Genomic DNA, 21,573 nt, shown 5'->3' with positions numbered 1-21,573 from the left:
GGGGGTGCCCCCGCGCGAGCCGGTTCGAGCGTGGGGGAGCGTGCAGCTGCAAGGCGGAGGAGGGAGTCGACGCGGAGCGTCGGCGACCGACGACAACGCGGCTGGGGGTCCCCCCACGCCCTTAAGGCAGTGGGGGAGTGCGTGCCATGCCCCGCGACGCCGGGATGATCCAAACGACAGGGCATAGGTCCTGTCCCAGGGCCGCTAACGGCTCAGGCGCGTGAACCGCCGTACCGCGAGCGGGAAGAACACCGCGAGGAGCACCAACGGCCATACGACCGCCGCGACCACGTGCTCCGTGCCCGTGCCGCCGAACAGATCCCGTACGGCCGTCGCCGTATGGGACATCGGGTTCCACTCGACGACGGTGCCGAGCCAGTCGGGCATGGTCCCGGGATGGGCGAGCGCGTTGGACAGGAAGCCGATCGGCCAGACCAGGATCTGCACCGCCTGCACGAGCTCCGGCTTCCCGGCCACCATTGCCAGGTGGATGCCGATCCACAGCATGGCGAAGCGGAAGAGCAGCAGGAGGCCCAGAGCGCCCAGGAAGGCCCCCGGGCCGCCGTCCGCGCGCCAGCCGAGGGCGTAGCCGACGCCCATGAGGACGAGCAGTGCCAGCGCCGACTGGAGCATGTCAGCCGCCGAACGGCCGACCAAGACCGCCCCGTTGGCCATCGGCATGGACCGGAAGCGGTCGATCACGCCCTTGTTGATGTCCTGGGTGACCGCGATCATCGTGCCCTCGAGGCCGAAGGCCATGGTGAGCGCGAGCATGCCGGGGACCAGATAGTCGATGTAGGAGCCCTGGACGCCCCGGCCGCCGCCGATGAGGTAGCCGAACATCAGCAGCAGCATCACCGGGAAGACCAGGTTGACCACGACCTGCACGGGTTGCCGCGCCCAGTGGGCGAGTTCGCGGCGGGTCATGGTCCAGGAGTCGGTCAGGGCGTAGGTGTTCGTGCTCATGCGGCCTCCTTCACTCGGCGGTCGTCCCCGGTGAGGTGCAGGAACACCTCGTCCAGCGTCGGGCGGCGCAGCGCCACGTCCTCGGCCTCGATTCCGGCCTCCTCCAGGGCGCGTACGACGCCCGAGAGCGCCGCCATCCGGTCGGTGACCGGGGCGCTGAGCAGGCGGCGGTCGGGGTCGACGGAGACGTCGTCCTTCGGTATGGGCAACAGGGCCACGGCCGCGCCCAGTTGGCCGGCGTCGCGCAGGACGACGTCGATGCGGTCGCCTCCGGTGAGGGCCTTCAGCTGGTCGGCCGTGCCGTCGGCGATGACGCGGCCTGCGTCGACGACCGAGATGCGGTCGGCGAGTTGGTCGGCCTCCTCCAGGTACTGGGTGGTGAGCATCACCGTCGTGCCGCCGCCGACCAGGGAGCGGACCGCGGACCAGACCTCGGCGCGGCCGCGCGGGTCGAGGCCGGTGGTGGGTTCGTCCAGGAAGAGCACCTCCGGGTCGGTGATGAGCGAGGCCGCGAGGTCCAGTCGGCGCCGCATGCCGCCGCTGTACTGCTTGACCGGCTTGCGGCCGGTGTCCGCGAGGCCGAAGCGCTCCAGGAGCTCGCCGGCGCGCACGCGCGCGTGGCGGGCGCCCAGGTGGTAGAGGCGGCCGAACATCTCCAGGTTCTGGTGGCCGCCCAATTCCTCGTCCAGAGCCGCGTGCTGGCCGAGGAGGCCGATGCGCAGCCGTACCTCGTACGCCTGCCGCACCACGTCGTGCCCGGCCACCTCGACGTGGCCGCTGTCCGGCCGCAGGAGGGTGGACAGGATGCGGACCAGGGTCGTCTTGCCCGCGCCGTTCGGCCCGAGCACTCCGTGCACCGTGCCGCGCGCGACCGTGAGGTCGAGCCCGTCCAGTCCGTTCTTGCCGGCTTTGCCGCCGTATTTCTTGCGTGCCCCTTCGACGATGATCGTCGCGTCGGCCACTGAGACTCCCTCGCTAGTCAAACTTGACTACCCGATCGAGGCTAATACCCGGGGTGCGGGTTAGTCAAACTTGATTAGCGGGCATCCTCCGGATGCCGCTCCCCCGTCGCGTACGGGTTCTCCTGGCCCTCCGCGAGGACACCGACGAACGGCTCGCCCTCTCCGGCGAAGGTGTAGGCGCCGCCCTCGATCCGCCCGATGAGCCCCCGGGTCCACTCCGCCTCGGCGTGGGCCGTGTGGATCCAGAGGTTCATGATCTCGCCGATGTGGCCGAGTTGTTCGGGTCCGTCCTCGGGGACGTAGTGCTCGGTGACCGCCCCGCGCCACTCCTCGATCCGCCGGATCCGCTCCTTGAGCAGCGACACCACCTCGGCGCGCGGCAGGTCGACCATGAAGCCGATGGCCGCCGACTTGACGTCCATCTTCTGGTCGTAGGCCGGCAGGTACTGCCGCACCAGCCCGAGGTATTCCTCGGTGCCCTTCTCGGTGATCTCGTACTCCACGCGCGGCGGCCCGCCCGCCGTGGACGGCGCGATCTCGTGGGCGTGCAGCAGGCCCTGCTTCGCCATCTGCTTCAGGGCATGGTAGATCGAGCCGGGCTTGGCGTTGGACCACTCGTGCGCACCCCAGTACTCCAGGTCGTTGCGCACCTGGTACCCATGGGCCCGCCCGTGCTGGCGGACCGCGCCAAGCACGAGGAGACGGATCGCTGACATGCGGTCCAGATTAGGCGTGCGGCGGCCCGGGGCAGAGGCCGACCCCGGGCCGGTATGCGGACGGTCCGGTCAGAACGGGAAGCCGCTGCGGCCGTGCTGCACCGAGATCCACTTCGTCGTCGTGAACGCGTCCAGCATCGTCTCGCCGTTCAGGCGCCCGAGGCCGGAGTGCTTCTCGCCGCCGAACGGGACGATCGGCTCGTCGTGGACCGTGCCGTCGTTGACGTGGAACATGCCGGTGTCGATCCGCTTGGCGAAGGCGACGCCCCGCTCGATGTCAGCGGTGTGGACGGCGCCGCTCAGGCCGTACGGCGTGTCGTTGACGAGGCGTACGGCCTCCTCCTCGCCGTCGAAGGGGACGAGGAAGGCGACCGGGCCGAAGACCTCCTGCTTCAGCAGGGGCGAGCCGGCCGGGAGGTCCGTGAGGACGGAGGGCTCGACGAGGTTGTCCGTCGTGGTGCCGCGCACCAGGGCCGTGGCGCCCTCGGCGATCGCCTGCTCGACGACGGCCGCGATCGAGTCCGCCTGGGAGGAGTTGATGACCGGGCCGATGACGGTCTCGGGGTCCCTCGGGTCGCCGGCCTTGAGGGTCTTCACCTTGGCGACGAACTTCTCGGTGAACTCCTCCGCGACCGACCGGTCGACCAGGACGCGGTTCGCGGCCATGCAGACCTGGCCCTGGTGGACGTACCGGCTGAAGACCGCCGCGTCGACCGCGTAGTCGATGTCGGCGTCGTCGAGCACCACCAGCGCGCTGTTGCCGCCGAGTTCGAGGACCGAGCGCTTGAAGTGCGAGGCGCAGACGGTGGCGACGTGGCGGCCGACCTTGTCGGAACCGGTGAAGGAGATGACCTTCGGGACCGGGTGCTCGATGAAGGCGTCGCCGATCTCCGCTATGTCCGTGATGACGACGTTCAGCAGGCCGGCCGGGAGCCCCGCGTCCTCGAAGATCTTCGCCACCAGGGAGCCACCGCAGACCGGGGTGTTCTGGTGCGGCTTGAGGACCACGCCGTTGCCGAGCGCGAGCGCCGGGGCGACCGACTTGATCGAGAGGAGGAAGGGGAAGTTGAAGGGGCTGATGACGCCCACGACGCCGACCGGAACGCGGTAGACGCGGTTCTCCTTGCCGTCCACCGGAGAGGGAACGATCTTGCCCTCGGGGCGCAGGGCCAGGTGGATCGCCTCGCGCAGGAACTCCTTGGCGAGGTGGAGCTCGAAGCCCGCCTTCAGCCGGGTGCCGCCGAGCTCGGCGATGATCGTCTCCGAGATCTCCTGCTCGCGGTCCTCGATCAGACGCAGCGCCTTCTCGAAGACGGCCCGGCGGGCGTACGGATTGGTCGTGGCCCACTGCTTCTGGGCGCGAGCCGCCGCCTGGTAGGCGTCGTCCACCTCGTCGACCGTGGCTATGGTTATCGACGCCAGCTTCTCGCCGTCGTACGGGTTGAAGTCGATGATGTCCCAGGAGCCGGTGCCCGGGCGCCACTCACCGTCGATGTACTGCTGAGCCAGGTCGGTGAAGTAGGACGACATGTGATCCCTCAATCTCTGGCAGACACCCGATCGGCATGGTCGCCATCGCGATCGTCTTCACGGTCTGATCACACGTCATCGTACTTGCGATTCAAGCGAGTTGAAGGAGTCCACTCAAGACAGTTGGAGGAGTCCCCGCAGGAGATCCCGGCTCTCGTCCAGCCCCGGACTGTCCTGCTGGAGTTCCTTCAGCGCCCGCTCGTACTGGGCGACGTCCTCGTGCTTGTCGAGGTAGAGCGCGCTGGTGAGCTGCTCCAGGTAGACGACGTCCGAGAGGTCGGACTCCGGGAAGCTGAGGATGGTGAAGGCGCCGGACTCCCCGGAGTGGCCGCCGAAGCTGAACGGCATGACCTGCAGCCGCACATTGGGGTGCTCGGAGATCTCGATCAGGTGCTGGAGCTGCCCGCGCATCACCCCGCGGTCGCCGTAGGGGCGGCGCAGCGCGGCCTCGTCCAGGACGATGTGGTACTCGGGGGCGTTCTCGGAGATGAGGTACTTCTGCCGCTCCAGGCGCAGCGCCACGCGCCGCTCGACGTCCGCCTCGCTCGCGCCCTTCATACCGCGCCGCACGACCGCGCGGGCGTAGTCCTCGGTCTGCAGCAGGCCGTGCACGAACTGCACCTCGTACGCCCGGATGAGGCTGGCCGCGCCCTCCAGGCCGACGTAGGTGGGGAACCAGCTGGGCAGGACGTCCGAGTAACTGTGCCACCAGCCCGCGACGTTGGCCTCGCGGGCGAGGGAGAGGAGTGAGTTGCGCTCCGCCTCGTCCGTGATGCCGTACAGCGTCAGCAGGTCTTCGACGTCCCGCGTCTTGAAGCTCACCCGGCCCAACTCCATCCGGCTGATCTTCGACTCGGAGGCGCGGATCGAGTAACCCGCCGCCTCGCGCGTGATCCCGCGTGCTTCCCGAAGTCGCCTCAGTTGCGAGCCGAGCAGCATGCGCCGCACCACCGATCCGGGCTCTCCCGCGCTCACGTTCGCCAGCCTCCCCAACCGTCTTCTGGGCCCGCAGTCTGCCACTAAATCACTTCGAGCAGTACTCGTCCGATTACAGAGACGGAAAGAAGACAAGGATTCCGCTCAGGAAGGGGTGAGCAGAAGACAAGGAGAGGGCATGAAGTTGGCGGAAAAAATGGCCAACAAGCGGTACGGGAGCGTCCAATTCGGTCACGTGCACGTGCATCTGCCCTTGCATCTGCTCTGCGCATCCGAAACCATGGTCCCGCGCAACCGCTGCATCGCAACGACCGCGAATTCCCGGGAGTGCCTCGCATGGGGACGAATGGATCGACCATGCTCGAGCCGTTACGGCAGGGCCTTCCGCCGCTGGATCCCGCAGCCGTGTCCAACGCCGCCTCCTGTGCGCTGCCCGCCCGCTACGAAGCGGTGCGCGAGGCGCGGAAGTTCACCCGGCGCACCCTTGACCAGTGGGAACTGGGGTATCGCTTCGACGATGTCTGCCTCGTCGTCTCGGAGTTGGTGACCAATGCGCTGCGGCATGCGCTGCCGGCGGGTGTGCAGCGAATGCCCGAGCAGACGCCGCCCGTTCGGCTGCACCTGATGCGGTGGACGGAGCGGCTGGTGTGCGCGGTGCGCGATCCCAGTCACGACAGTCCGGTCGCGCGCGACTCCGACGACTTCTCGGCGGAGTCCGGGCGAGGACTGTTCCTCGTCGACTCCTTCAGTGACGGCTGGGGGTGGCATCCGATGGAGGGGACGCTCAGCGGGAAGGTGGTCTGGGCGCTGTTCCGCCTTCAGTCACCGCCGCCCGCCGCGGCCCCGGCTCCGGCGGAATGACGAACCGCGGCGCTTGCTGACGCCGCGGTTCTACGCGCGTCACCGTGCGCGATACGGTCGTTACGCTACGGAAGACGCCGATTTCCCTACCGGGTCAGCCGGCTATCAGATGGTCGAACTCCCCGTCCTTGATGCCGAGGAGCATCGCCTCGATCTCCGCGCGGGTGTAGACGAGGGCGGGGCCGTCCGGGAAGCGGGAATTGCGTACGGCGACGTCGCCGCCGGGAAGGCGGGCGAACTCCACGCAGGAGCCCTGGGAGTTGCTGTGCCTGCTCTTCTGCCAGGCCACCCCGGTCAGAGCCGTGGCTGCCATGCCGTTGTACACGTCGTGGTCCACAGGTCGCTCCCCGGTGGTGCGGTGGCTTCGAGGCCATTGATGCGAGAGGTGGTGCGGCTGGTGCGCAGCTGGTGCTGCGGTGGTCAACTGCTCCCGGATCATAGCTGTGTTTCACGTGCACCTACATGAGCAGATGCACGTGCACGCGGGGTGTTCCTGCGGTTACTCCTGTGACGTACGCGGCCCTGCATGGGTTCCAGCGCATGCCCCAGGGTCGCATCACAGCGTCAGTCGACTGCGGTCGCTGGGGGCGAATCCCTCGTGCACTAGGAAGAGACGCGTTCCGCGGCGTTGTTGTTCCAAGCGCCAAGTGCCGTTCCGCTTAGCGGAGTTGGGGGCGGAAATGCAGAATGCGGCCGCCGCCTCTCGGCGTCGGCCGCATCGCTCGGTCCCGGCCGCGCCTCAGCGGGCGGCGTACGGGAGGAGCGCCATCTCGCGGGCGTTCTTGATGGCCTTGGCCAGTTGGCGCTGCTGCTGGGCCGTCACTCGGGTGACTCGGCGGCTGCGGATCTTGCCGCGGTCGGAGATGAACTTTCGCAGAAGGTCGGTGTCCTTGTAGTCGATGTAGGTGATTCCGGCCTGGTCCAGCGGGTTGGGGCGGGACTTGGCCGGCTTGCGGTCGGTCTTGCGGGGCATGGGGAGTTCAGACCTCCAGGAGCGTGTCGAAGGCGGGCGGGAGTTGTTTCCAGGCGTCGCGGCCGGCGGCGTACTCGGCGTCCGTGAGGAGGCACGACTCGAGGAGCTCGGCGAGGCCGTCCCGGTCGAGCCCGGGGGACGTGAAGACCAGGTGCTGGCAGCAGTCGCCGTGCTCGGGGTGCCAGTCCAGCGCGGCGGCGGCCCGGCGCACCGGCGGGACCATGTCCCAGGCCGCGTCGGGCAGCGAGGCGAGCCAGGGGCCCGCGCTCTCCACGCACAGGGCGCCACCCGCCGCGTCCCAGTGCAGCAGCACGTCAGGCTTGTCGGCGAGCCAGAACCGGCCCCGGCTGCGCGCGGCCGCGCAGGTGATGTCCTCCAGCGCCTCGTAGAGCCGTTCCGGGTGGAAGGGACGGCGCCGGTGCCAGACGAGGGTCGAGACACCGTGGGCGTCCGCCTCGGCGGGGAGCAGGGCGCACGCCGGGTGCTGGGCCGCGGCGGCGGACTCGACGTCGAAGCCGGCCAGCGCCGCCTGGGCGAGGGGCGTGAGCGGACGGTGGCGCGGGGCCGGCACCGTCAGGTCGTCGGCAGGTACGGGCGAGGCGTCGATCCGAACTTGGCGGGCCGTCGGGTGGAGCTGGGCCAGCAGCTCGCGGTCCTCGTCGTCGGCCTCCGGGGAGTCGGCTATGGCGAGAACAGGGGCGTACTCCAGCTGCCGCGCGAAGGTGTCGGCGACCGTGCGCTGGTCCGTCGCCGCGGCCGCCAGCCCGCCCTCGGCCAGGTCGTCGCCGTTGCCCAGGTAGGGCAGGACGAGGGCAGGGTCCACGGCGGTGATGACGCCGGTGACCCGGAGCCCGCCGGCCGTGACCACCTCGGCCATGGCCTTGGGCTCCACGGAGTCCCACAGTTCGACGACCGCCATCCGGGTGCCGCCCGCGTCCCGGATCCGGATCAGTTCCGGCACCAGGTCCTCACGCAGGGCGCAGCAGGCGCAGTCGTTGACGAGGGGCGCCTCGCCGGCGCTGACGATGCCGGTGGCGTCGCGGATGGTGCGTACGACCGTGCCTGCGGCGGCCGTCGACAGGTCGTGGTGGAGTACGACGCTGTCGGCGACGTCGGCGAGCAGCCGCTCCACGGCCGCCTTGCGGGCGTCGGCGTGCAGCCCTCCGACGATCACGACGGAGAGCCCGGACATCACGGCCACCTGGTCAGCCCTGCTTCCCGTAGCGGCGCTCGAAGCGCTCCACCCGGCCGGCCGTGTCCAGGACGCGGGCCGTGCCGGTGTAGAAGGGGTGGCTGACGTTCGAGATCTCGACGTCGACGACCGGGTAGGTGTTGCCGTCCTCCCACTCGATCGTCTTCTCGCTGGTCATCGTCGAGCGGGTGAGGAAGGCGTGGTTCGCGGCGCGGTCACGGAAGACGACCGGGCCGTAGGACGGATGGATTCCCTTGCGCATGGCGGTCCTCAGCGCTCCTCTCGGAAGTCGACGTGGCGGCCGGCGACCGGGTCGTACTTGCGCAGGGTCATGCGGTCCGGGTCGTTGCGGCGGTTCTTTCGGGTCACATAGGTGTAGCCGGTGCCGGCGGTGGACCGGAGCTTGATGACCGGGCGGAGTTCGTTGCGTGCCATGCTGCTATCTTACTGAAAATGAATTCCATTAACACCAGAGACTGAGGAGAGGTTCGTCACCGTGTCCGCCCACTGCATGCTGACCGGCGCCCAGCCGGGTTTCGGCAACACGATTTCCCACTCCCATCGGCGGACGTCCCGCCGCTTCGACCCCAACATCCAGACCAAGCGCTACTGGCTGCCCAGCGAGGGCCGGTATGTGCGGCTGCGGCTGAGCGCCAGGGGGATCAAGACCGTCGACGTCATCGGTGTCGAGGCGGCCGTCGCCCGTATCCGCGCCCGGGGAGTGAAGGTCTGATGGCCAAGAAGAGCAAGATCGCGAAGAACCAGCAGCGGCAGGAGGTCGTCGCCCGGTACGCCGCGCGGCGGGCCGAGCTGAAGGAGATCATCCGGCGGCCGTCGACCAGCGAGGCCGAACGGCTCGCGGCCCAGAGCGAGCTGCGCAGGCAGCCGAGGGACGCCAGCGCCACGCGCGTACGCAACCGTGACCAGGTGGACGGGCGGCCGCGCGGCTACTTCCGTGACTTCGGGCTGTCCCGGGTGGGGCTGCGGGAGCAGGCGCACGCCGGGTACCTGCCGGGGGTGCGCAAGGCGTCCTGGTAGGTCCGGCGGGCTTCCGGGTTCCGGACTCCCGGTTCCGGACAGGACTCCCTGGTAACTTGCTGCGGTCGTTTCGGCCAGGCAGGCCGATTCGGCCGTATGCCGACCGCTACAGCTTGGGAGCTTCCAGTGACCTCGGCGACTTTCTCGCGTACGCGCACGATGTCGGGCCGGCGCATGCGGGTCGCGGCCGTGGCCGCGTCCCTGGCCGGTGCGCTCACCCTCACCGCCTGCAGCGGCGACGGCGACTCCGACTCCGGCCCCACCCCCACTGCCGACGCCCGTCCCAGCGCCTCCGCCTCCGCCAGTGCCGACACGGGCGGCGGTACGGGCGGGTCGGGCTCGGCGGCCGATGGCCTGGACGGCAGCTGGCTCGCCACGACCAAGGGCGGCAAGGCCGTCGCGCTCATGGTCAACGGCACGGAGGCCGGGCTCTTCGCGACCGGCGGGACCGTGTGCAGCGGGACCGTCGGCAAGGAGGACGGGGGACAGGTGATCCGCCTCAAGTGCACCGACGGCAGCAAGGACCGGGCGACCGGGACGGTCCGCTCGGTCGGCAAGGAGTCGCTGACGGTGACCTGGGGCGGCTTCGGCTCGGAGGCCTACACCAGGGCGGAGGGCGGCTCGCTGCCGTCGGGGCTGCCCACGGCCGGCCTGGGGTCATGAGGTTTGATTCGGTGACCCACGCGATCACCGACGTCCTTCCCCGGAGCACCTCATGCGCGCCACCTCCCGCACCGTCGCCGCCCTCGCCGCGGCCCTCGTCCTGACCGCCTGTGGCAGCGGCGGGGACGGGGACGGCGACCAGGACGACAACGCCGGTTCCACCTGTGCCGACCAGCTGTCCGTGAAGTTCGGGCCCGCCAACGCCGCCCCCGCCACCGGGGACACCGGCAACGTCCCCGTCACCGTCACCAACCGCGGCGGCGCCGAGTGCGTCCTGGACGGGCTGCCGGCCGTCGAGTTCGACGCGGGCAATACCGTGACCAGCGTCGGGGCCGACGAGGGCGCCCCGGCGACGAAGAGGACCCTCGCCAAGGAGGCCACCACCTCCTTCACCCTCACCTACGTCCGGGGAGGCGGCACCAAGAGCCTCGGCGTGGAGTCGGTCAAGATCCACCTGCCCGGGGCGAGCGAGCCGCGCAGCTTCAAGTGGTCGTACGGCGACGTCGCGCTGAAGAGCGACGGGCAGACCCCGGACGCCTCGGTGACCGGGTTCCAGCAGTCCGGCGACTGACGCGGACGCGGCTCAGCGCAGCGGCCGCCTGGACCTCATCTGGGCCCGGTCGGCCGCCTCCGAGCCCTCCACCCAGCCCGCCTCGTCGCTGACGCCGCGCAGGCGGGTCGTGGTCGTCTCCGGGAACATGCGGTCCAGGCGGTCGGTGACCGCCACCTCGCGGGAGGCGAGGACCGGGAGCAGGTCCTGGGTCACCTGCGTCCGGGCGGCGGCGGTCAGATGGGTGCCTACGCGGTGGGCGTAGGCGGCCAGGAACGACTGCCGGAAGGTCTTGGTCCGCTTGCGGCCGCCGGCGCGCTGGGCCGCCTCCGCCTTCGTCATCGCGGTCTGGGCCTGCACGAGCAGCGAGGTGTAGAGGAGCTCGACCGCCTCCAGGTCGGCCTCGAAGCCGACGACCGTGGAGAAGCCGAAGGGTTCGTTCCACACGGCACGGCAGTGATTGGCGGTCGCCACCGCGTCCAGCAGGACGGCCTTCGCCTGCTCGTAGGGCGGTTCCACACCGATCCGGCAGGCGCCGGGCGCGTCCTTCGGGGCGTGCTCGCGCGTGGAGACAAGCGCCTCGTCGATGCTGTGCCGGGCCATCAGCTCCTGCGCCTTGGCGCTGAGCGCCTCGGCCTCCTCGGGAAAGCCGGTCGCCTCCGCCTTCGCCAGCAGCGCGCGGACGCGGGTGAGCATGCGGGACTCGGGCCCGGTGCCCCGGGTGGCCGGCTCGGCCGCCTGGTCCAGGGGCTCCAGCGTGGGCAGGCGCAGCAGGAGGCGGTACAGCTCCAGGACGGCGGTCGCGTGCGAGAAGCGGTCCGTGCGGGGCGGGGCCTCGGCGGGCAGGTCGTCGAGCTGTGCGTTCCAGCGCGGGCCGCGCGGGCGGTCGTACGGCTGCTGGGCGCGGATCAGTGCCGAGAGCAGCTGTACGTGTACGTCGTCCAGGTCGCGCCGCGCGAGCCGTACGACGTCGGCGGGCTGCCAGCCGCGTCGCCAGGCGGCCGCCACGAACTCCTGGCCGCGCCGGGCGAGTTCGGCGTCCGCCTCGGGGGCGGCGGCGAGGAGGGAGGCGCCGGTGTCGAGGGCGGTGTGGCCGGTGTCGTAGAGGGCGGCCTCGAAGGCGCGGTCGACTGTGCTGGGCGTGCTCACCAGGGGATCGTAAATCCGTTGCGGGAGACCGGGGGCCGCACCTGCCTTCCGCCGTCATGGAGTTCATGGAGGAGATCCGCCACGTCCGCTTCGACCACTCCGACGCCGTGAAACTCTCCGCCCTCGCGCAGGCCGAGTACATGCGGCGCTATGGCCTCTTCGCGCCTGATCGTCAACCGCGGGTTGACACTCTCATGGCGTCAACCTACGGTTGACACATGTCGATGAACCCGAGCATCACGTCATCCGTACGTCTCGACGAACTCATCGCGGCCATCAAGAAGGTCCACGAAGAGCCCCTCGACCAGCTCCAGGACGCGGTGATCGCCGGCGATCACCTCGGCGAGGTGGCCGACCACCTGATCGGGCACTTCGTGGACCAGGCCCGCCGGTCGGGCGCATCCTGGACCGACATCGGCAGGAGCATGGGCGTCACCCGGCAGGCCGCGCAGAAGCGGTTCGTGCCCAAGGAGTCGATCGACCTCGACCCGCAGCAGGGCTTCGGCCGCTACACGCCGCGTGCCCGGGGCGCCGTGATGGCCGCGCACAACGAGGCCATCGCGGCCCGCAATCCCGAGGGCCGCCCGGAGCACCTCGTCCTCGGCCTGCTGGCCGACCCCGACGGCCTCGCCGCGAAGGCGATCACGGCACAGGGCGTCCTCCTGGACTCCGTGCGCCAGGCCGCCACCGCCGCGCTGCCGCCCGCCGCCGACGAGGTCCCCGAGCTCGTCCCCTACGGCTCCGACGCCAAGAAGGTCCTGGAGCTCACCTTCCGCGAGGCCCTGCGCCTCGGCCACAACTACATCGGCACCGAGCACATCCTGCTGGCCCTCCTGGAGTTCGAGAACGGCACCGGAGTGCTGTCCGGGCTCGGCCTCACCAAGGAGGCGATGGAGGAGTACGTCGTCGGACTGCTCTCGCAGTTCCTGAACAGCGGTGAGGAGTCGGCCAAGAAGGCCGGCGAGCAGGGCGAGGCACAGGATTGAGGCCGTTGTCAGACCCGGGTGCCACACTCGCAGCATGACCGACCGGTGGGCGCTCGCTCCGGCCGAGGACGGCGGCGTGGAGATCGCCCCCCTCGGTCCGGACGGGCTGCTCGCGGGCCCGGTGCGGCGGGAGGCGGACGCGGCCGGGGCCGTGCGGGGGCGGCCGGAGGTCGCCCGGTGGGTGTGGCGGTCCACCGCCGAGGTCTATCCGCGACTGCTCGCCACGGGGGTGCGAGTGGAGCGGTGCTACGACATCGAGGACGCCGAGACGCTCCTGCTCGGTCACGAGGGGCGGTCCGGGGAGCCGAGGTCGGCCGCCGCCGCCCTCGCCCGGCTGCGCGGGGGCCCCGTGCCGCCCGATCCGCCGCAGCGCTCCGCCGAACCCGGCTCGCAGTCCCCGCTCTTCGAGCCGCAGGCCGTCCATGTGCCGCTGGCCGACCTCGTCGAGGTCTACGCCGACCAGCAGCGCCGGCACGATCGGACCACCCACCCGGAGCGGATGCGGCTGCTGACGGCGGCCGAGTCGGCGGGCATGCTCGTCGCCGCCGAGATGAACCGGTCCGGGCTGCCGTGGAGCGCCGAGGTGCACCGCCGGGTGCTGCACGAGCTGCTCGGCGAGCGGTACGCCGGGGGCGGGGAGCCGCGGCGGCTGGCCGAGTTGGCCGACGAGGTGTCCGCCGCCTTCGGGCGCCGGGTGCGGCCCGATCTGCCCGCGGACGTCATCAAGGCCTTCGCGCAGGCCGGGATCAGGATCAGATCGACGCGCCGCTGGGAGATCGAGTCCATCGACCATCCGGCCGTGAAACCGCTGGTCGAGTACAAGAAGCTGTACCGGATCCGGGTGGCCCACGGCTGGTCCTGGCTGCAGGACTGGGTGCGCGACGGGCGGTTCAGGCCGGAGTTCCTGGCCGGCGGGACGGTCACCGGGCGGTGGGTGACCAACGGCGGGGGCGCGCTGCAGATCCCGAAGGTCATCCGGCGTGCGGTGGTGGCCGACCCGGGCTGGCGGCTCGTCGTGGCCGATGCCGACCAGATGGAGCCGCGGGTGCTCGCCGCGATCTCCCGTGATCCCGGGCTGATGGAGGTGGCCGGGCGGGAGACCGACCTGTACCAGTCCGTCTCCGACCGCGCCTTCTCCGGAGACCGCGACCAGGCCAAGATCGCCGTGCTCGGCGCCGTCTACGGGCAGACCTCCGGCGACGGGCTCAAGAACCTCGCCGCGCTCAGACGCCGCTTCCCGAAGGCGGTGGCGTACGTCGACGAGGCGGCGCGGGCCGGGGAGGAGGGGCGGCTCGTGCGGACGTGGCTGGGGCGGACGTGTCCTCCGGCTGCCGGGGCGACGGACGACGCGGCCGAGGAGGCGGGGATCCCGATGTCGGACGGGCAGGCCGACCCGTCCGACGGCTCCGGGCCGCAGGAGTGGGTGCCGGGCTACGCCTCCACCAACGCCCGCGCGCGGGGCCGCTTCGCCCGCAACTTCGTCGTCCAGGGCAGCGCCGCCGACTGGGCCCTGCTGCTGCTCGCCGCGCTGCGCCGTGCCTGTGCGGGGATGGCGGCGGAACTCGTCTTCTTCCAGCACGACGAGGTGATCGTGCACTGTCCCGAGGAGGAGGCCGAGGCCGTCGTGACGGCGATCCGGGAGGCGTCCGACCTGGCCGGACGGCTGACGTTCGGGGAGACGCCCGTGCGGTTTCCGTTCACCACGGCGGTGGTGGAGTGTTATGCGGACGCGAAGTGATCACCGCGCGCTCCACCGGCTTCTGTTCGACCGAACGCCCCTCGAGCCGAACAGCGTTGGCCAGATGTTGGCGTTCCGTCAACATGGCTTAATCTGATCACTACATCGGATCCGGCCCGACGGCGCGTGCGTACGACGCGCAGCTCGGGGGAGCGCCGCCGCCGCGGCCGGATCCGGGGGCGCGTACGGGTCCCGGTCGACAGAGGTGATCGATCGGGGCCCGCGTCCCGCTCGGGCTCCTTGGCCCTCCGGATCCTCGGTCCTCTTGACCCTCCGGATCCCTGACTCTCCGGCTTCCCGGCTCCCCGCTCTCCAGGTCAGATGACCGGCGGTCGTCCCAGTCGGCTCAGCCGCCACACCGTACGCCACCGCATGGGCCGTCGTTCGCCCGCCGGTTCGCGTACGCCTTCCAGGAAGCCGCCGAACCAGGCGCGGAGGCCGCCCAGGGACCGGTTGCGGGCGAGGGTGAGCAGGATCCAGATGCCCAGGTGGACCGGGATGAGGGCGAGGGGGAGTCGGCGGCGGGTCAGCCAGACGCGGTTGCGGGCGTTGACGCGGTAGTAGATGGCGTGCCGGGCGGGTGAGGTCTTCGGGTGCTGGAGGAGGAGTTCGGGGGCGTAGAGGATGCGCCAGCCCGCGTCGACGGCGCGCCAGGCCAGATCCGTCTCCTCGTGGGCGAAGAAGAACTCGGCGGGCCAGTCCCCGGTCTCGGCCAGCATCGCCATGCGCAGGGCGTGCCCGCCGCCGAGGAAGCCGGTGACGTAGCCGCCCCGCAGCGGGTCCGACTTGCCGATCCTGGGCACGTGCCGCTGCTGTGTCTCGCCGTGCTCGTCGGCGATGCGGAAGCCGATGATGCCGAGCCGGTCGTCGGCGGCGTACAGGTCGCGTATGCGGCGCAGTACGTCGGCGTCGACGAGGAGTCCGTCGTCGTCCAGGTCGACCACGATGTCGACGTCCCCGAACTCCCGCAGCCGTGCGAGGGCCGCGTTGCGTCCGCCGGGGCAGCCGAGGTTCTCGTCGAGCTCGATCGGCGTGACCTCGCCGGGCAGGTCCAGGCGCGCGGCGAAGTCGGGCAGGGGGCAGCCGTTGCCGACGATGACGATGCGGTGAGGGGCGAGGTCCTGCTTGGCCACGGACTGGAGCAGCGCGTCGAGTTCGTCGGGGCGGGTGCCCATGGTCACCACGGCGACGGCGATCCTTGGCTCCGTCATGACCCGCCCCCACCTCGTGCCGACTGCGATTACCGGCGCGATGCTAGTGGTTCACGGTAAAGACGTCTTAAGTTCGCCGATCGCAGGGTGGTCGACGGACTGAAGGATCCCGACGGGCTCCGGGGATGCGGGCGCGCTGGAAAATGCGGCCCGACGCGTGGCCATTTCCATGCACGGGAATCCGACTTGTCCGATTCTCCCGCGACGCGCACGCTGGAACCGTGAGTAACATCACCAGCGCGAATTGAGCAGTGATGGCCGTTTTTGATCAGGGGCTCGGTCGCAGCGGGTGGTCGGCAGATGCCGCGACAGCCACCATCAGCCTGGAGGGCGTTGTCACGGGGTGGAGCGAGGGTGCCCGGCACATGCTGGGGTACCGCGCCTCCGAGGTGGTGGGACGAAGCGCCGCCGACCTTCTCATTGGCCGCGAGGCTACCGGCTTCTCCCCGGTCGGCTCCCAGGAATGGAGCGGCACGGCCGTGCTCAGGCACCGCGACGGGCGCCGCGTCGAACTGACCCTGCACGCCCACCCGTCCCTGGACGGCGACGGCGCGACCCAGGCTTTCGTCGTCACCGCCACCACGGGAACGCCCGGCTCGGAGCGCGACCGGCGGATGGTGGAGTGGGCCTTCGCCCAGTCCTCGATCGCCCTGTCCACCTACAGCGCCGCGTCGGGCTCGTGGCGGCTGAACGCGAGGGCCGAGGCAGACCCGCTCGGAGAGGCCCGTGCCGACGAGGGGTTCCTCAGCTGCGTGCGGCGAGCCGCCGAGGAGGCCGTGCCGATGCGCTACGAGGGGTTCGCCCCGGCCCCGCCCGACGCCGCCGTCCGGCAGCGCTCCTGGATCATCGAGCTGTGGCCCGTGCGGGACCCCGCCTCCGGCGAGGTGGCCGGGGTCGGCACCGCCGCCTTCGACAGCAGCGAGCAGTACGCCGCCCGGCAGCGGCTGGCCCTGCTGAACGAGGCGGGCACCCGGATCGGAACCACCCTGAACGTGACCCGCACCGCCCAGGAGCTGGCCGATCTGGCCGTCCCGAGGCTCGCCGACTTCGCCAGCGTCGATCTGCTCGACTCCGTGATGCGCGGGGAGGAGCCGGTGCCGGGGCCGGTCGACGCCGCCGTGGTGCTGCGCCGGGTCGCCCACCAGTCGGTCACCGGGGGCAGGGCCACCGTGCCCGAGGCCGCCGTCGACCTCGATGGGATCGACACCTATCCGCCGTTCTCGCCGCCCGCCCGGTCCCTGACCGGTGGACGACCGGTCCTCAGCGGCAAGGAGGACCCCGACTTCCAGCGCTGGGTGGCCGAGCACGAGGCACGGGCCGCCGTCGTCCGGGAGCACGGCTTCCACTCGGTCGTGGCCACCCCGCTGCGGGCCCGCGGCACCACCCTCGGCGTCGCGGTCTTCGTCCGCGGCAAGCGCTCCCCGCCCTTCCAGCAGGACGACCTGGTCCTCGCCGAGGAACTCGCGGGCCGGGCCGCCGTCGGCGTGGACAACGCCCGCCGCTACACCCGCGAGCGCACCAACGCCCTCACCCTCCAACGCAGCCTGCTCCCCCGCGACCTGCCGAAACAGGCGGCCGTCGAGGTGGCGTACCGCTACCTGCCCGCCGGCACGGGCGCCGGCGTGGGCGGCGACTGGTTCGACGTCGTCCCGCTGTCGGGAACCCGGGTCGCCCTGGTCGTCGGCGACGTCGTCGGCCACGGCATCCACGCCTCCGCCACCATGGGCCGGCTGCGCACCGCCGTACGCACCCTCGCCGACGTGGATCTGCCCCCGGACGAGCTGCTCACCCACCTCGACGACCTGGTCACCCACCTCACCTCGGACGACGACAGCGTCGTCCGGGAACTGCCGTACACCGGCGGGGTCGGCGCGACGTGCCTGTACGCCGTCTACGACCCGGTCTCCCGGATCTGCACCCTCGCGAGCGCCGGTCACGTCCCGCCCGCCCTGCTGCTCCCCGACGGCACGGTCGGCGTCGTCCGCCTCACGCCCGGTCCCGTGCTCGGCGTCGGCGGGCTGCCCTTCGAGGCGACCGAGCTGGAGCTGCCCGAGGGCAGTCTGCTCGCCTTCTGCACGGACGGCCTGATCTCCCGCGAGCGCGACGTCGGCCTCGGCCTGGACCGGCTCTGCGAGGCCCTGGCCTCCCCGGCGGCGTCGCTGGAGACCACCTGCGACGCCATCCTCGACGACCTGCTCCCCGAGAGCCCCGCCGACGACGTGGCCCTCCTCCTCGCCCGCACCCGCGCCCTGCACGCCGACCAGGTCGCCGCCTGGGCCCTGCCGTCCGACCCGGCGGTCGTGGCCGACGCCCGCGCGCAGACCTCGCGGCAACTGGCGGCCTGGGGCCTTCAGGAGGCCGCGTTCGTCACCGAGCTGGTGGTGAGCGAGCTGGTCACCAACGCCATCCGATACGGCGACGTACCCATCGGACTGCGCCTGATCCGGGACCGCACCCTGATCTGCGAGGTCTCCGACGCCAGCAGCACGGCCCCCCATCTGCGCCGCGCCCGCACCTATGACGAGGGCGGCCGCGGGCTGCACATGGTCGCCCAGCTCACCCAGGGCTGGGGCACCCGCCAGACCCCCACCGGCAAGACGATCTGGGCCGAACAGCCCCTGCCGGTCGGCTGAACCGCCCGCATTCCTGGTCGGCTGAACCGCCCGCCTGGAAGGCGCGGTCGCCGTCCACGCGCCGCGGCAACGGCGAATCCGGCGATCCGGGCGGCCGAGAGGCCGGTTGTCCCCCTCCGGTTCAGACCCGCAACGGGTTGGCCCGCGCGGCCGCCATCAGATACCAGGCGGTCGCGCCCGTGTGCCGGTAGGGGTAGTAGCCGAACCCGAACCCGGTGTCGAGCGGACTGCTCGCCGCCACGACCCCGGACCGCTCGGGCAGCGCCCGCCCACCGACGGTCTGACCACCCCCGAGCAGGTCCTGTGCCCGCTCGACGGACCCGACCAGCCGCCGGGCCCGCGCCTCGTCACCCCTCCCCCGCCGCTCCCGCAGGGCGAGCGCAAGATGAGCGGTCCCCTCGAACCACACGCCGTTGCGGTTCGGTTTGGGCTGGCCATCGGCGATCGGAGCGTCCTCGTTGGCGAGGAGACCGGCAGAACTGAAGGTGACACCTTCGTACGGCTGCCCAGCCGGGACCGTGCTGTTGCGCCGCTCGGCGTGGTCGACGACGGCCAGCTCGCGCGCGGCCCAGTCCAGCGAGCGGGCGTGGGCGCGGGAGTCGAGGGCGAGGTGGGTCCAGGTCTGGGTGTCCTCGGGGACGGGCGAGGTGTTGACGGTGGCCCCGTCATTCGTCCCGGTGTAGAAGAACCCCCCGTCCGCTTCCCACATCCTCTCGACGAAGTCCCGCGCCCGAGCACGCCGTTCGTTCCACACCCCGTCCCCCGTGAGCCGCGCGAGCCGCCCGAACAGACAGACAAGGTCGGTGTTGTGCTCGGTGGAGGTGAAGGGCAGCTTCTCGTTCGCCCCGTTGACGCCGAACTTGTACCCCCCGAGGGGTTCGTCGGTACGCCCGTTCCGCTCGATCCACTCCCCGATCCGCACGGCACCGTAGAGGAACCGCCGCTCCCCCGTCCGCCGGGCCAGCGCGCTGAGCGCGATCCCGGCCCAGGCCATGTCCCCCACGGCCGTACCCGTGAACCCGAACTGCGTCCCGACATTGACGGTCCCGTCCGCCCGCACGAACCCGTCCGGCTGCCGCGAGCCGTCGTAGAAGGTGTACGGCCCGACGTTGTAGGCCTGCCGGAGCCGGCCGTCGTCATGGGCCGGGTCGTGCGCCTGGGCGTACAGCAGCGCGTCCCCGAGCCCGACGGCCCGCTCCCGCCCGTCCGCGGTGCGGGCCGCGAGGTGGGCGAGGATCGCGAGGGCGTTGTCGTAGGTGAAGGCGGTACTGAAGAGGCCGGCCTGGTCGGTGTAACTCTGGGTGAGGCGGATGGTGCCATGGTCGGGATAGGCGTCCATGGCCGCGGCGAGGAAGGCCTGGGCGCGGTGGCGGGGTGAGGCACCGGCACCGGCATCGGCGTGAGCGACGCCGGCACCGGCCCCCGTGAGGACCGCCGCACCGAGGCCCAGGCCGGTGCCGATGAGTTGGCGGCGGCTGAGGGCCGGGCCCTGCCTGTCGGTCATGCCGTTCATGGGTCTCCCTCGGCCGGCTCTGAGAACGGCTCTGAGAGCGCTCTCACGGATGCGCGCTCATTCTGCTGGTGCGCATGGGACAGGTCAACGCCCTTGAGCTTTACAGCTGTTGGCGGGCGGGGGCGGACATGGCGAAACCCCGCCAGGGATTGCCTGGCGAGGTTTCGACTTCATCGATCTGTCGAGATCACTGTTGGTTCAGAGCGGCTCGCAGGTAGGCGATCAGGTCACCGGTCGGCACCTCGACCCAGGCGGCCCCGGGGCACCCCGGGGCGAATGACCTCGTAACGATCTCCGTCCAGCCCTCTCCCCTTTCGAGTGCCCTGGCGAATTCATCGAGCTCCAGGAACTCGAATCTCGCCGCCAACTAGTCGAGCGGCGTCCCTTCTCGCCATGCGGCAACCGCCTCCACGAGCAAGCCGAGATCGTCAGTCGAGCCGACTTCCCAGGAGAACCCGGGAATATCCCAGGTGAAACCCGGAATGAGGACTCGCACCCGGAACAGACGCTCCTCGGTCGCGGGATGGACCGACACAAGCCCCCTTGGCGTCTCGATGCCGATGGCGTCGGTGGCCCAGGGCGGCAGCCCGATGTCGCATCCCCGCAGTTTCGCGGCCTCTTTCATCGCCGATACAAGGCCGCCCGCGGCGATAACGTCGGGGTACAGGTCTTTTCGATGGGCGTCCATTGCGATTCCTCAGCAGTGGCAGTGACCGATGACCGAACCCTTCGCAGGGGTGAGTTTCGCCAGCACCGAGAGATCCGGCATATCTGTCGGGGGATCCAGTTTCACGGCTCCATCCGACCCGACTAGCCTTCGGCGCGTCCGGGGGCCAGGGTGTGAGGGAAGGATCAGTTCGAGTCTCCGCGCCCAGTGGCCTGGTCCAGATCGCGGCGATGCACGGGGCCGACACGGCGGCTGGGGCGGGCGGAGCTTGCAGTCGTCGTCGGCCGTCAGGGACGGCAGCCGCACCTTCCCGGCGGAGGGGTCAACAGCTCGACGCGCCGGAGGCATCGACCTGGCCCTGGCCGATCGCGACCAGCGCGCGGTCCATGACCTCCTGGACCTGGCCGAGGGCCGAGATCGTGCTCACCAGACCCATGGCCTGGTAGTGGTCGACGACCGGCGCCGTCTCGCTGCGATAGACCTCCAGTCGCCTACGAACGGTTGCCTCACGGTCGTCATCGCGCTGGTACAGCTCACCGCCGCAGACGTCGCAGACTCCTGTCACTTCAGGCGGGGTGTAGTCGACGTGGAAGATGTGTTCGCGGTCCTGACGGCACAGCCGTCGTCCAGCGATCCGCCTGACCACCTCGGCCTCGGGAATCTCCAGGTCGAGCACGGCATCCAGCCTCGACTCAGCGTCGGCCAGGATGCCGTCCAACGCCTGTGCCTGGTCGAGATTGCGGGGGAAGCCGTCCAGCAGGAATCCGCGCTCGGTGTCCGGGCGGGCAAGGCGCTCTCTGATCACCCCGATCGTGACCTCGTCCGGTACCAGAAGTCCGCTGCGTATGTACGTGTGGGCGTTCTGCCCGAGCTCGGTGCCCTGGGCGATGTGCTCGCGGAACAGCTCACCGGTGGAGATGTGCTGGATCGAGAGATGCGCGGCAAGGCGCACTGCCTGCGTGCCCTTGCCGGCTCCGGGCGGCCCGATCAGGAGGATGCGCATCGATGAGGTGCCCCTTCGTCATGCGTGGCCAGGGTCAATCCCAGAATTCGAAGTAGCTGAGCGTCGTGACTGCGTAGACGCCCCTTGTGCATCCCAGCAGATGATAGGCACCATGAGGTCTTTTCGCTGGGTGCCCAGCTGCGCGACCGTGAGGGTCGGCATGGGGCGGTCCGCCTCTTCCTCGGTGACCAGTAAGACCAAGGACAGGTCGGCGGGGTCGAGCGGGGGGCCTTCGAGGAAGCGGCGAACGGCCGGACGGCTGCGGAGCGGGCTTGTGGCGGGTTCG

At 70.8% G+C, this 21,573-nt stretch carries 24 protein-coding genes; 9 read left to right on the top strand and 15 right to left on the bottom strand.

Annotated features, from left to right (window positions below):
* Positions 1 to 204: 204 nt before the first annotated feature.
* The 5 genes from IF78_RS0110490 to IF78_RS0110470 form a co-directional block, all read right to left on the bottom strand.
* The gene (locus IF78_RS0110490; protein ID WP_031482546.1) at positions 205 to 966 is read right to left on the bottom strand and encodes an ABC transporter permease; all 762 of its coding nucleotides are present in this window, start codon (positions 964 to 966) and stop codon (positions 205 to 207) included.
* The gene (locus IF78_RS0110485) at positions 963 to 1,928 is read right to left on the bottom strand and encodes a daunorubicin resistance protein DrrA family ABC transporter ATP-binding protein (protein WP_031482548.1); all 966 of its coding nucleotides are present in this window, start codon (positions 1,926 to 1,928) and stop codon (positions 963 to 965) included. Before IF78_RS0110485 ends, IF78_RS0110490 begins: the two co-directional genes overlap by 4 nt.
* A 74-nt stretch (positions 1,929 to 2,002) precedes the next feature.
* Positions 2,003 to 2,644, bottom strand: coding sequence for a PadR family transcriptional regulator (locus IF78_RS0110480; protein ID WP_031482550.1), 642 nt, complete (start codon positions 2,642 to 2,644; stop codon positions 2,003 to 2,005).
* 69 nt (positions 2,645 to 2,713) lie between these two features.
* Entirely contained in the window at positions 2,714 to 4,174 is a 1,461-nt protein-coding gene (locus tag IF78_RS0110475; RefSeq protein WP_031482552.1) for an aldehyde dehydrogenase family protein, read from the bottom strand.
* A 114-nt stretch (positions 4,175 to 4,288) separates the two neighbouring features.
* Complete coding sequence (locus IF78_RS0110470) at positions 4,289 to 5,113, bottom strand: helix-turn-helix domain-containing protein (protein WP_051827662.1); 825 nt, start codon at positions 5,111 to 5,113, stop codon at positions 4,289 to 4,291.
* Between the two features lie 354 nt (positions 5,114 to 5,467).
* On the opposite strand from IF78_RS0110470, the gene IF78_RS0110465 reads away from it, so the two are divergent.
* Positions 5,468 to 5,971: an ATP-binding protein gene (locus IF78_RS0110465; protein WP_037640089.1), complete on the top strand. Its 504-nt coding sequence runs from the start codon at positions 5,468 to 5,470 to the stop codon at positions 5,969 to 5,971.
* Between the two features lie 94 nt (positions 5,972 to 6,065).
* Here IF78_RS0110465 and IF78_RS0110460 read toward each other — a convergent pair whose 3' ends face one another.
* The 5 genes from IF78_RS0110460 to rpmG form a co-directional block, all read right to left on the bottom strand.
* The gene (locus IF78_RS0110460) at positions 6,066 to 6,284 is read right to left on the bottom strand and encodes a DUF397 domain-containing protein (protein WP_051827660.1); all 219 of its coding nucleotides are present in this window, start codon (positions 6,282 to 6,284) and stop codon (positions 6,066 to 6,068) included.
* Positions 6,285 to 6,710: 426 nt separating this feature from the next.
* On the bottom strand, positions 6,711 to 6,944 hold the full coding sequence (gene rpsR / locus IF78_RS0110455) for a 30S ribosomal protein S18 (RefSeq protein ID WP_031482559.1): 234 nt from the start codon (positions 6,942 to 6,944) through the stop codon (positions 6,711 to 6,713).
* A 7-nt stretch (positions 6,945 to 6,951) separates the two neighbouring features.
* Positions 6,952 to 8,136 (bottom strand): CobW family GTP-binding protein, encoded by a 1,185-nt coding sequence (locus IF78_RS0110450; RefSeq protein ID WP_031482561.1) that lies wholly within the window; start codon positions 8,134 to 8,136, stop codon positions 6,952 to 6,954.
* A 13-nt stretch (positions 8,137 to 8,149) separates the two neighbouring features.
* Positions 8,150 to 8,398: a type B 50S ribosomal protein L31 gene (locus tag IF78_RS0110445; protein ID WP_031482563.1), complete on the bottom strand. Its 249-nt coding sequence runs from the start codon at positions 8,396 to 8,398 to the stop codon at positions 8,150 to 8,152.
* Between the two features lie 8 nt (positions 8,399 to 8,406).
* On the bottom strand, positions 8,407 to 8,571 hold the full coding sequence (rpmG, locus tag IF78_RS0110440; protein ID WP_030573688.1) for a 50S ribosomal protein L33: 165 nt from the start codon (positions 8,569 to 8,571) through the stop codon (positions 8,407 to 8,409).
* Between the two features lie 61 nt (positions 8,572 to 8,632).
* Here rpmG and rpmB point away from each other — a divergent pair, with 61 nt between their 5' ends.
* The 4 genes from rpmB to IF78_RS0110420 all read left to right on the top strand — a co-directional run bounded on the left by rpmB (position 8,633) and on the right by IF78_RS0110420 (position 10,408).
* Entirely contained in the window at positions 8,633 to 8,869 is a 237-nt protein-coding gene (rpmB, locus tag IF78_RS0110435; protein WP_031482567.1) for a 50S ribosomal protein L28, read from the top strand.
* A complete protein-coding gene (rpsN, locus tag IF78_RS0110430; RefSeq protein ID WP_031482569.1) occupies positions 8,869 to 9,174 on the top strand; it encodes a 30S ribosomal protein S14 in 306 nt (101 codons plus the stop codon). Before rpmB ends, rpsN begins: the two co-directional genes overlap by 1 nt.
* Before the next feature lie 126 nt (positions 9,175 to 9,300).
* Positions 9,301 to 9,837, top strand: a complete 537-nt coding sequence (locus IF78_RS0110425; RefSeq protein ID WP_234439829.1) for a hypothetical protein — start codon at positions 9,301 to 9,303, stop codon at positions 9,835 to 9,837.
* 52 nt (positions 9,838 to 9,889) lie between these two features.
* Positions 9,890 to 10,408, top strand: a complete 519-nt coding sequence (locus IF78_RS0110420) for a DUF4232 domain-containing protein (protein ID WP_031482573.1) — start codon at positions 9,890 to 9,892, stop codon at positions 10,406 to 10,408.
* 12 nt (positions 10,409 to 10,420) lie between these two features.
* Here the strand turns inward: IF78_RS0110420 and IF78_RS0110415 are convergent, their stop codons facing one another.
* Positions 10,421 to 11,536: a DUF2786 domain-containing protein gene (locus IF78_RS0110415; protein WP_051827648.1), complete on the bottom strand. Its 1,116-nt coding sequence runs from the start codon at positions 11,534 to 11,536 to the stop codon at positions 10,421 to 10,423.
* Positions 11,537 to 11,601: 65 nt separating this feature from the next.
* Here IF78_RS0110415 and IF78_RS48345 point away from each other — a divergent pair, with 65 nt between their 5' ends.
* The 3 genes from IF78_RS48345 to IF78_RS0110400 are packed head-to-tail and all read left to right on the top strand — an operon-like array spanning position 11,602 to position 14,260.
* Positions 11,602 to 11,751 carry a hypothetical protein gene (locus tag IF78_RS48345; protein WP_158751330.1) on the top strand — a complete coding sequence of 50 codons (150 nt, stop codon included), beginning with the start codon at positions 11,602 to 11,604 and terminating at the stop codon, positions 11,749 to 11,751.
* A gap of 3 nt (positions 11,752 to 11,754) precedes the next feature.
* Positions 11,755 to 12,522 (top strand): Clp protease N-terminal domain-containing protein, encoded by a 768-nt coding sequence (locus IF78_RS0110405; protein WP_031482577.1) that lies wholly within the window; start codon positions 11,755 to 11,757, stop codon positions 12,520 to 12,522.
* 34 nt (positions 12,523 to 12,556) lie between these two features.
* Entirely contained in the window at positions 12,557 to 14,260 is a 1,704-nt protein-coding gene (locus IF78_RS0110400; protein ID WP_031482579.1) for a bifunctional 3'-5' exonuclease/DNA polymerase, read from the top strand.
* A 317-nt stretch (positions 14,261 to 14,577) separates the two neighbouring features.
* Here IF78_RS0110400 and IF78_RS0110395 read toward each other — a convergent pair whose 3' ends face one another.
* Positions 14,578 to 15,471: a glycosyltransferase family 2 protein gene (locus IF78_RS0110395; protein ID WP_031482581.1), complete on the bottom strand. Its 894-nt coding sequence runs from the start codon at positions 15,469 to 15,471 to the stop codon at positions 14,578 to 14,580.
* 254 nt (positions 15,472 to 15,725) lie between these two features.
* Here IF78_RS0110395 and IF78_RS0110390 point away from each other — a divergent pair, with 254 nt between their 5' ends.
* On the top strand, positions 15,726 to 18,104 hold the full coding sequence (locus IF78_RS0110390; protein WP_051827645.1) for an ATP-binding SpoIIE family protein phosphatase: 2,379 nt from the start codon (positions 15,726 to 15,728) through the stop codon (positions 18,102 to 18,104).
* Positions 18,105 to 18,225: 121 nt separating this feature from the next.
* Here the strand turns inward: IF78_RS0110390 and IF78_RS0110385 are convergent, their stop codons facing one another.
* The 3 genes from IF78_RS0110385 to IF78_RS0110370 all read right to left on the bottom strand — a co-directional run bounded on the left by IF78_RS0110385 (position 18,226) and on the right by IF78_RS0110370 (position 21,287).
* Positions 18,226 to 19,608, bottom strand: coding sequence for a hypothetical protein (locus IF78_RS0110385; protein WP_051827656.1), 1,383 nt, complete (start codon positions 19,606 to 19,608; stop codon positions 18,226 to 18,228).
* 376 nt (positions 19,609 to 19,984) lie between these two features.
* On the bottom strand, positions 19,985 to 20,305 hold the full coding sequence (locus IF78_RS49600) for a hypothetical protein (protein WP_031482588.1): 321 nt from the start codon (positions 20,303 to 20,305) through the stop codon (positions 19,985 to 19,987).
* 301 nt (positions 20,306 to 20,606) lie between these two features.
* Entirely contained in the window at positions 20,607 to 21,287 is a 681-nt protein-coding gene (locus IF78_RS0110370) for an adenylate kinase (protein WP_031482590.1), read from the bottom strand.
* Positions 21,288 to 21,573 lie beyond the last annotated feature (286 nt).

Source organism: Streptomyces bicolor (assembly GCF_000719285.1).
GTDB classification, from domain to species: domain Bacteria; phylum Actinomycetota; class Actinomycetes; order Streptomycetales; family Streptomycetaceae; genus Streptomyces; species Streptomyces bicolor.
Note: the sequence above shows the minus strand (reverse complement) of the source record. Positions and strands in the feature narration are given on the sequence as shown.

Excerpts from the sequence above, each read along its gene's own strand:
- IF78_RS0110420 (WP_031482573.1), top strand. The coding sequence starts at position 9,890 with ATGCGCGCCACCTCCCGCACCGTCGCCGCCCTCGCCGCGGCCCTCGTC.
- IF78_RS0110395 (WP_031482581.1), bottom strand. The coding sequence starts at position 15,471 with ATGACGGAGCCAAGGATCGCCGTCGCCGTGGTGACCATGGGCACCCGC.
- IF78_RS49600 (WP_031482588.1), bottom strand. The coding sequence starts at position 20,305 with ATGGACGCCCATCGAAAAGACCTGTACCCCGACGTTATCGCCGCGGGC.
- IF78_RS0110470 (WP_051827662.1), bottom strand. The coding sequence starts at position 5,113 with ATGCTGCTCGGCTCGCAACTGAGGCGACTTCGGGAAGCACGCGGGATC.
- IF78_RS0110405 (WP_031482577.1), top strand. The coding sequence starts at position 11,755 with ATGTCGATGAACCCGAGCATCACGTCATCCGTACGTCTCGACGAACTC.
- IF78_RS0110490 (WP_031482546.1), bottom strand. The coding sequence starts at position 966 with ATGAGCACGAACACCTACGCCCTGACCGACTCCTGGACCATGACCCGC.
- rpsN (WP_031482569.1), top strand. The coding sequence starts at position 8,869 with ATGGCCAAGAAGAGCAAGATCGCGAAGAACCAGCAGCGGCAGGAGGTC.
- IF78_RS48345 (WP_158751330.1), top strand. The coding sequence starts at position 11,602 with ATGGAGGAGATCCGCCACGTCCGCTTCGACCACTCCGACGCCGTGAAA.
- IF78_RS0110400 (WP_031482579.1), top strand. The coding sequence starts at position 12,557 with ATGACCGACCGGTGGGCGCTCGCTCCGGCCGAGGACGGCGGCGTGGAG.
- IF78_RS0110480 (WP_031482550.1), bottom strand. The coding sequence starts at position 2,644 with ATGTCAGCGATCCGTCTCCTCGTGCTTGGCGCGGTCCGCCAGCACGGG.
- IF78_RS0110460 (WP_051827660.1), bottom strand. The coding sequence starts at position 6,284 with ATGGCAGCCACGGCTCTGACCGGGGTGGCCTGGCAGAAGAGCAGGCAC.
- IF78_RS0110370 (WP_031482590.1), bottom strand. The coding sequence starts at position 21,287 with ATGCGCATCCTCCTGATCGGGCCGCCCGGAGCCGGCAAGGGCACGCAG.
- IF78_RS0110390 (WP_051827645.1), top strand. The coding sequence starts at position 15,726 with ATGGCCGTTTTTGATCAGGGGCTCGGTCGCAGCGGGTGGTCGGCAGAT.
- IF78_RS0110465 (WP_037640089.1), top strand. The coding sequence starts at position 5,468 with ATGCTCGAGCCGTTACGGCAGGGCCTTCCGCCGCTGGATCCCGCAGCC.
- rpmG (WP_030573688.1), bottom strand. The coding sequence starts at position 8,571 with ATGGCACGCAACGAACTCCGCCCGGTCATCAAGCTCCGGTCCACCGCC.
- IF78_RS0110450 (WP_031482561.1), bottom strand. The coding sequence starts at position 8,136 with ATGTCCGGGCTCTCCGTCGTGATCGTCGGAGGGCTGCACGCCGACGCC.
- rpsR (WP_031482559.1), bottom strand. The coding sequence starts at position 6,944 with ATGCCCCGCAAGACCGACCGCAAGCCGGCCAAGTCCCGCCCCAACCCG.
- IF78_RS0110475 (WP_031482552.1), bottom strand. The coding sequence starts at position 4,174 with ATGTCGTCCTACTTCACCGACCTGGCTCAGCAGTACATCGACGGTGAG.
- IF78_RS0110445 (WP_031482563.1), bottom strand. The coding sequence starts at position 8,398 with ATGCGCAAGGGAATCCATCCGTCCTACGGCCCGGTCGTCTTCCGTGAC.
- IF78_RS0110385 (WP_051827656.1), bottom strand. The coding sequence starts at position 19,608 with ATGACCGACAGGCAGGGCCCGGCCCTCAGCCGCCGCCAACTCATCGGC.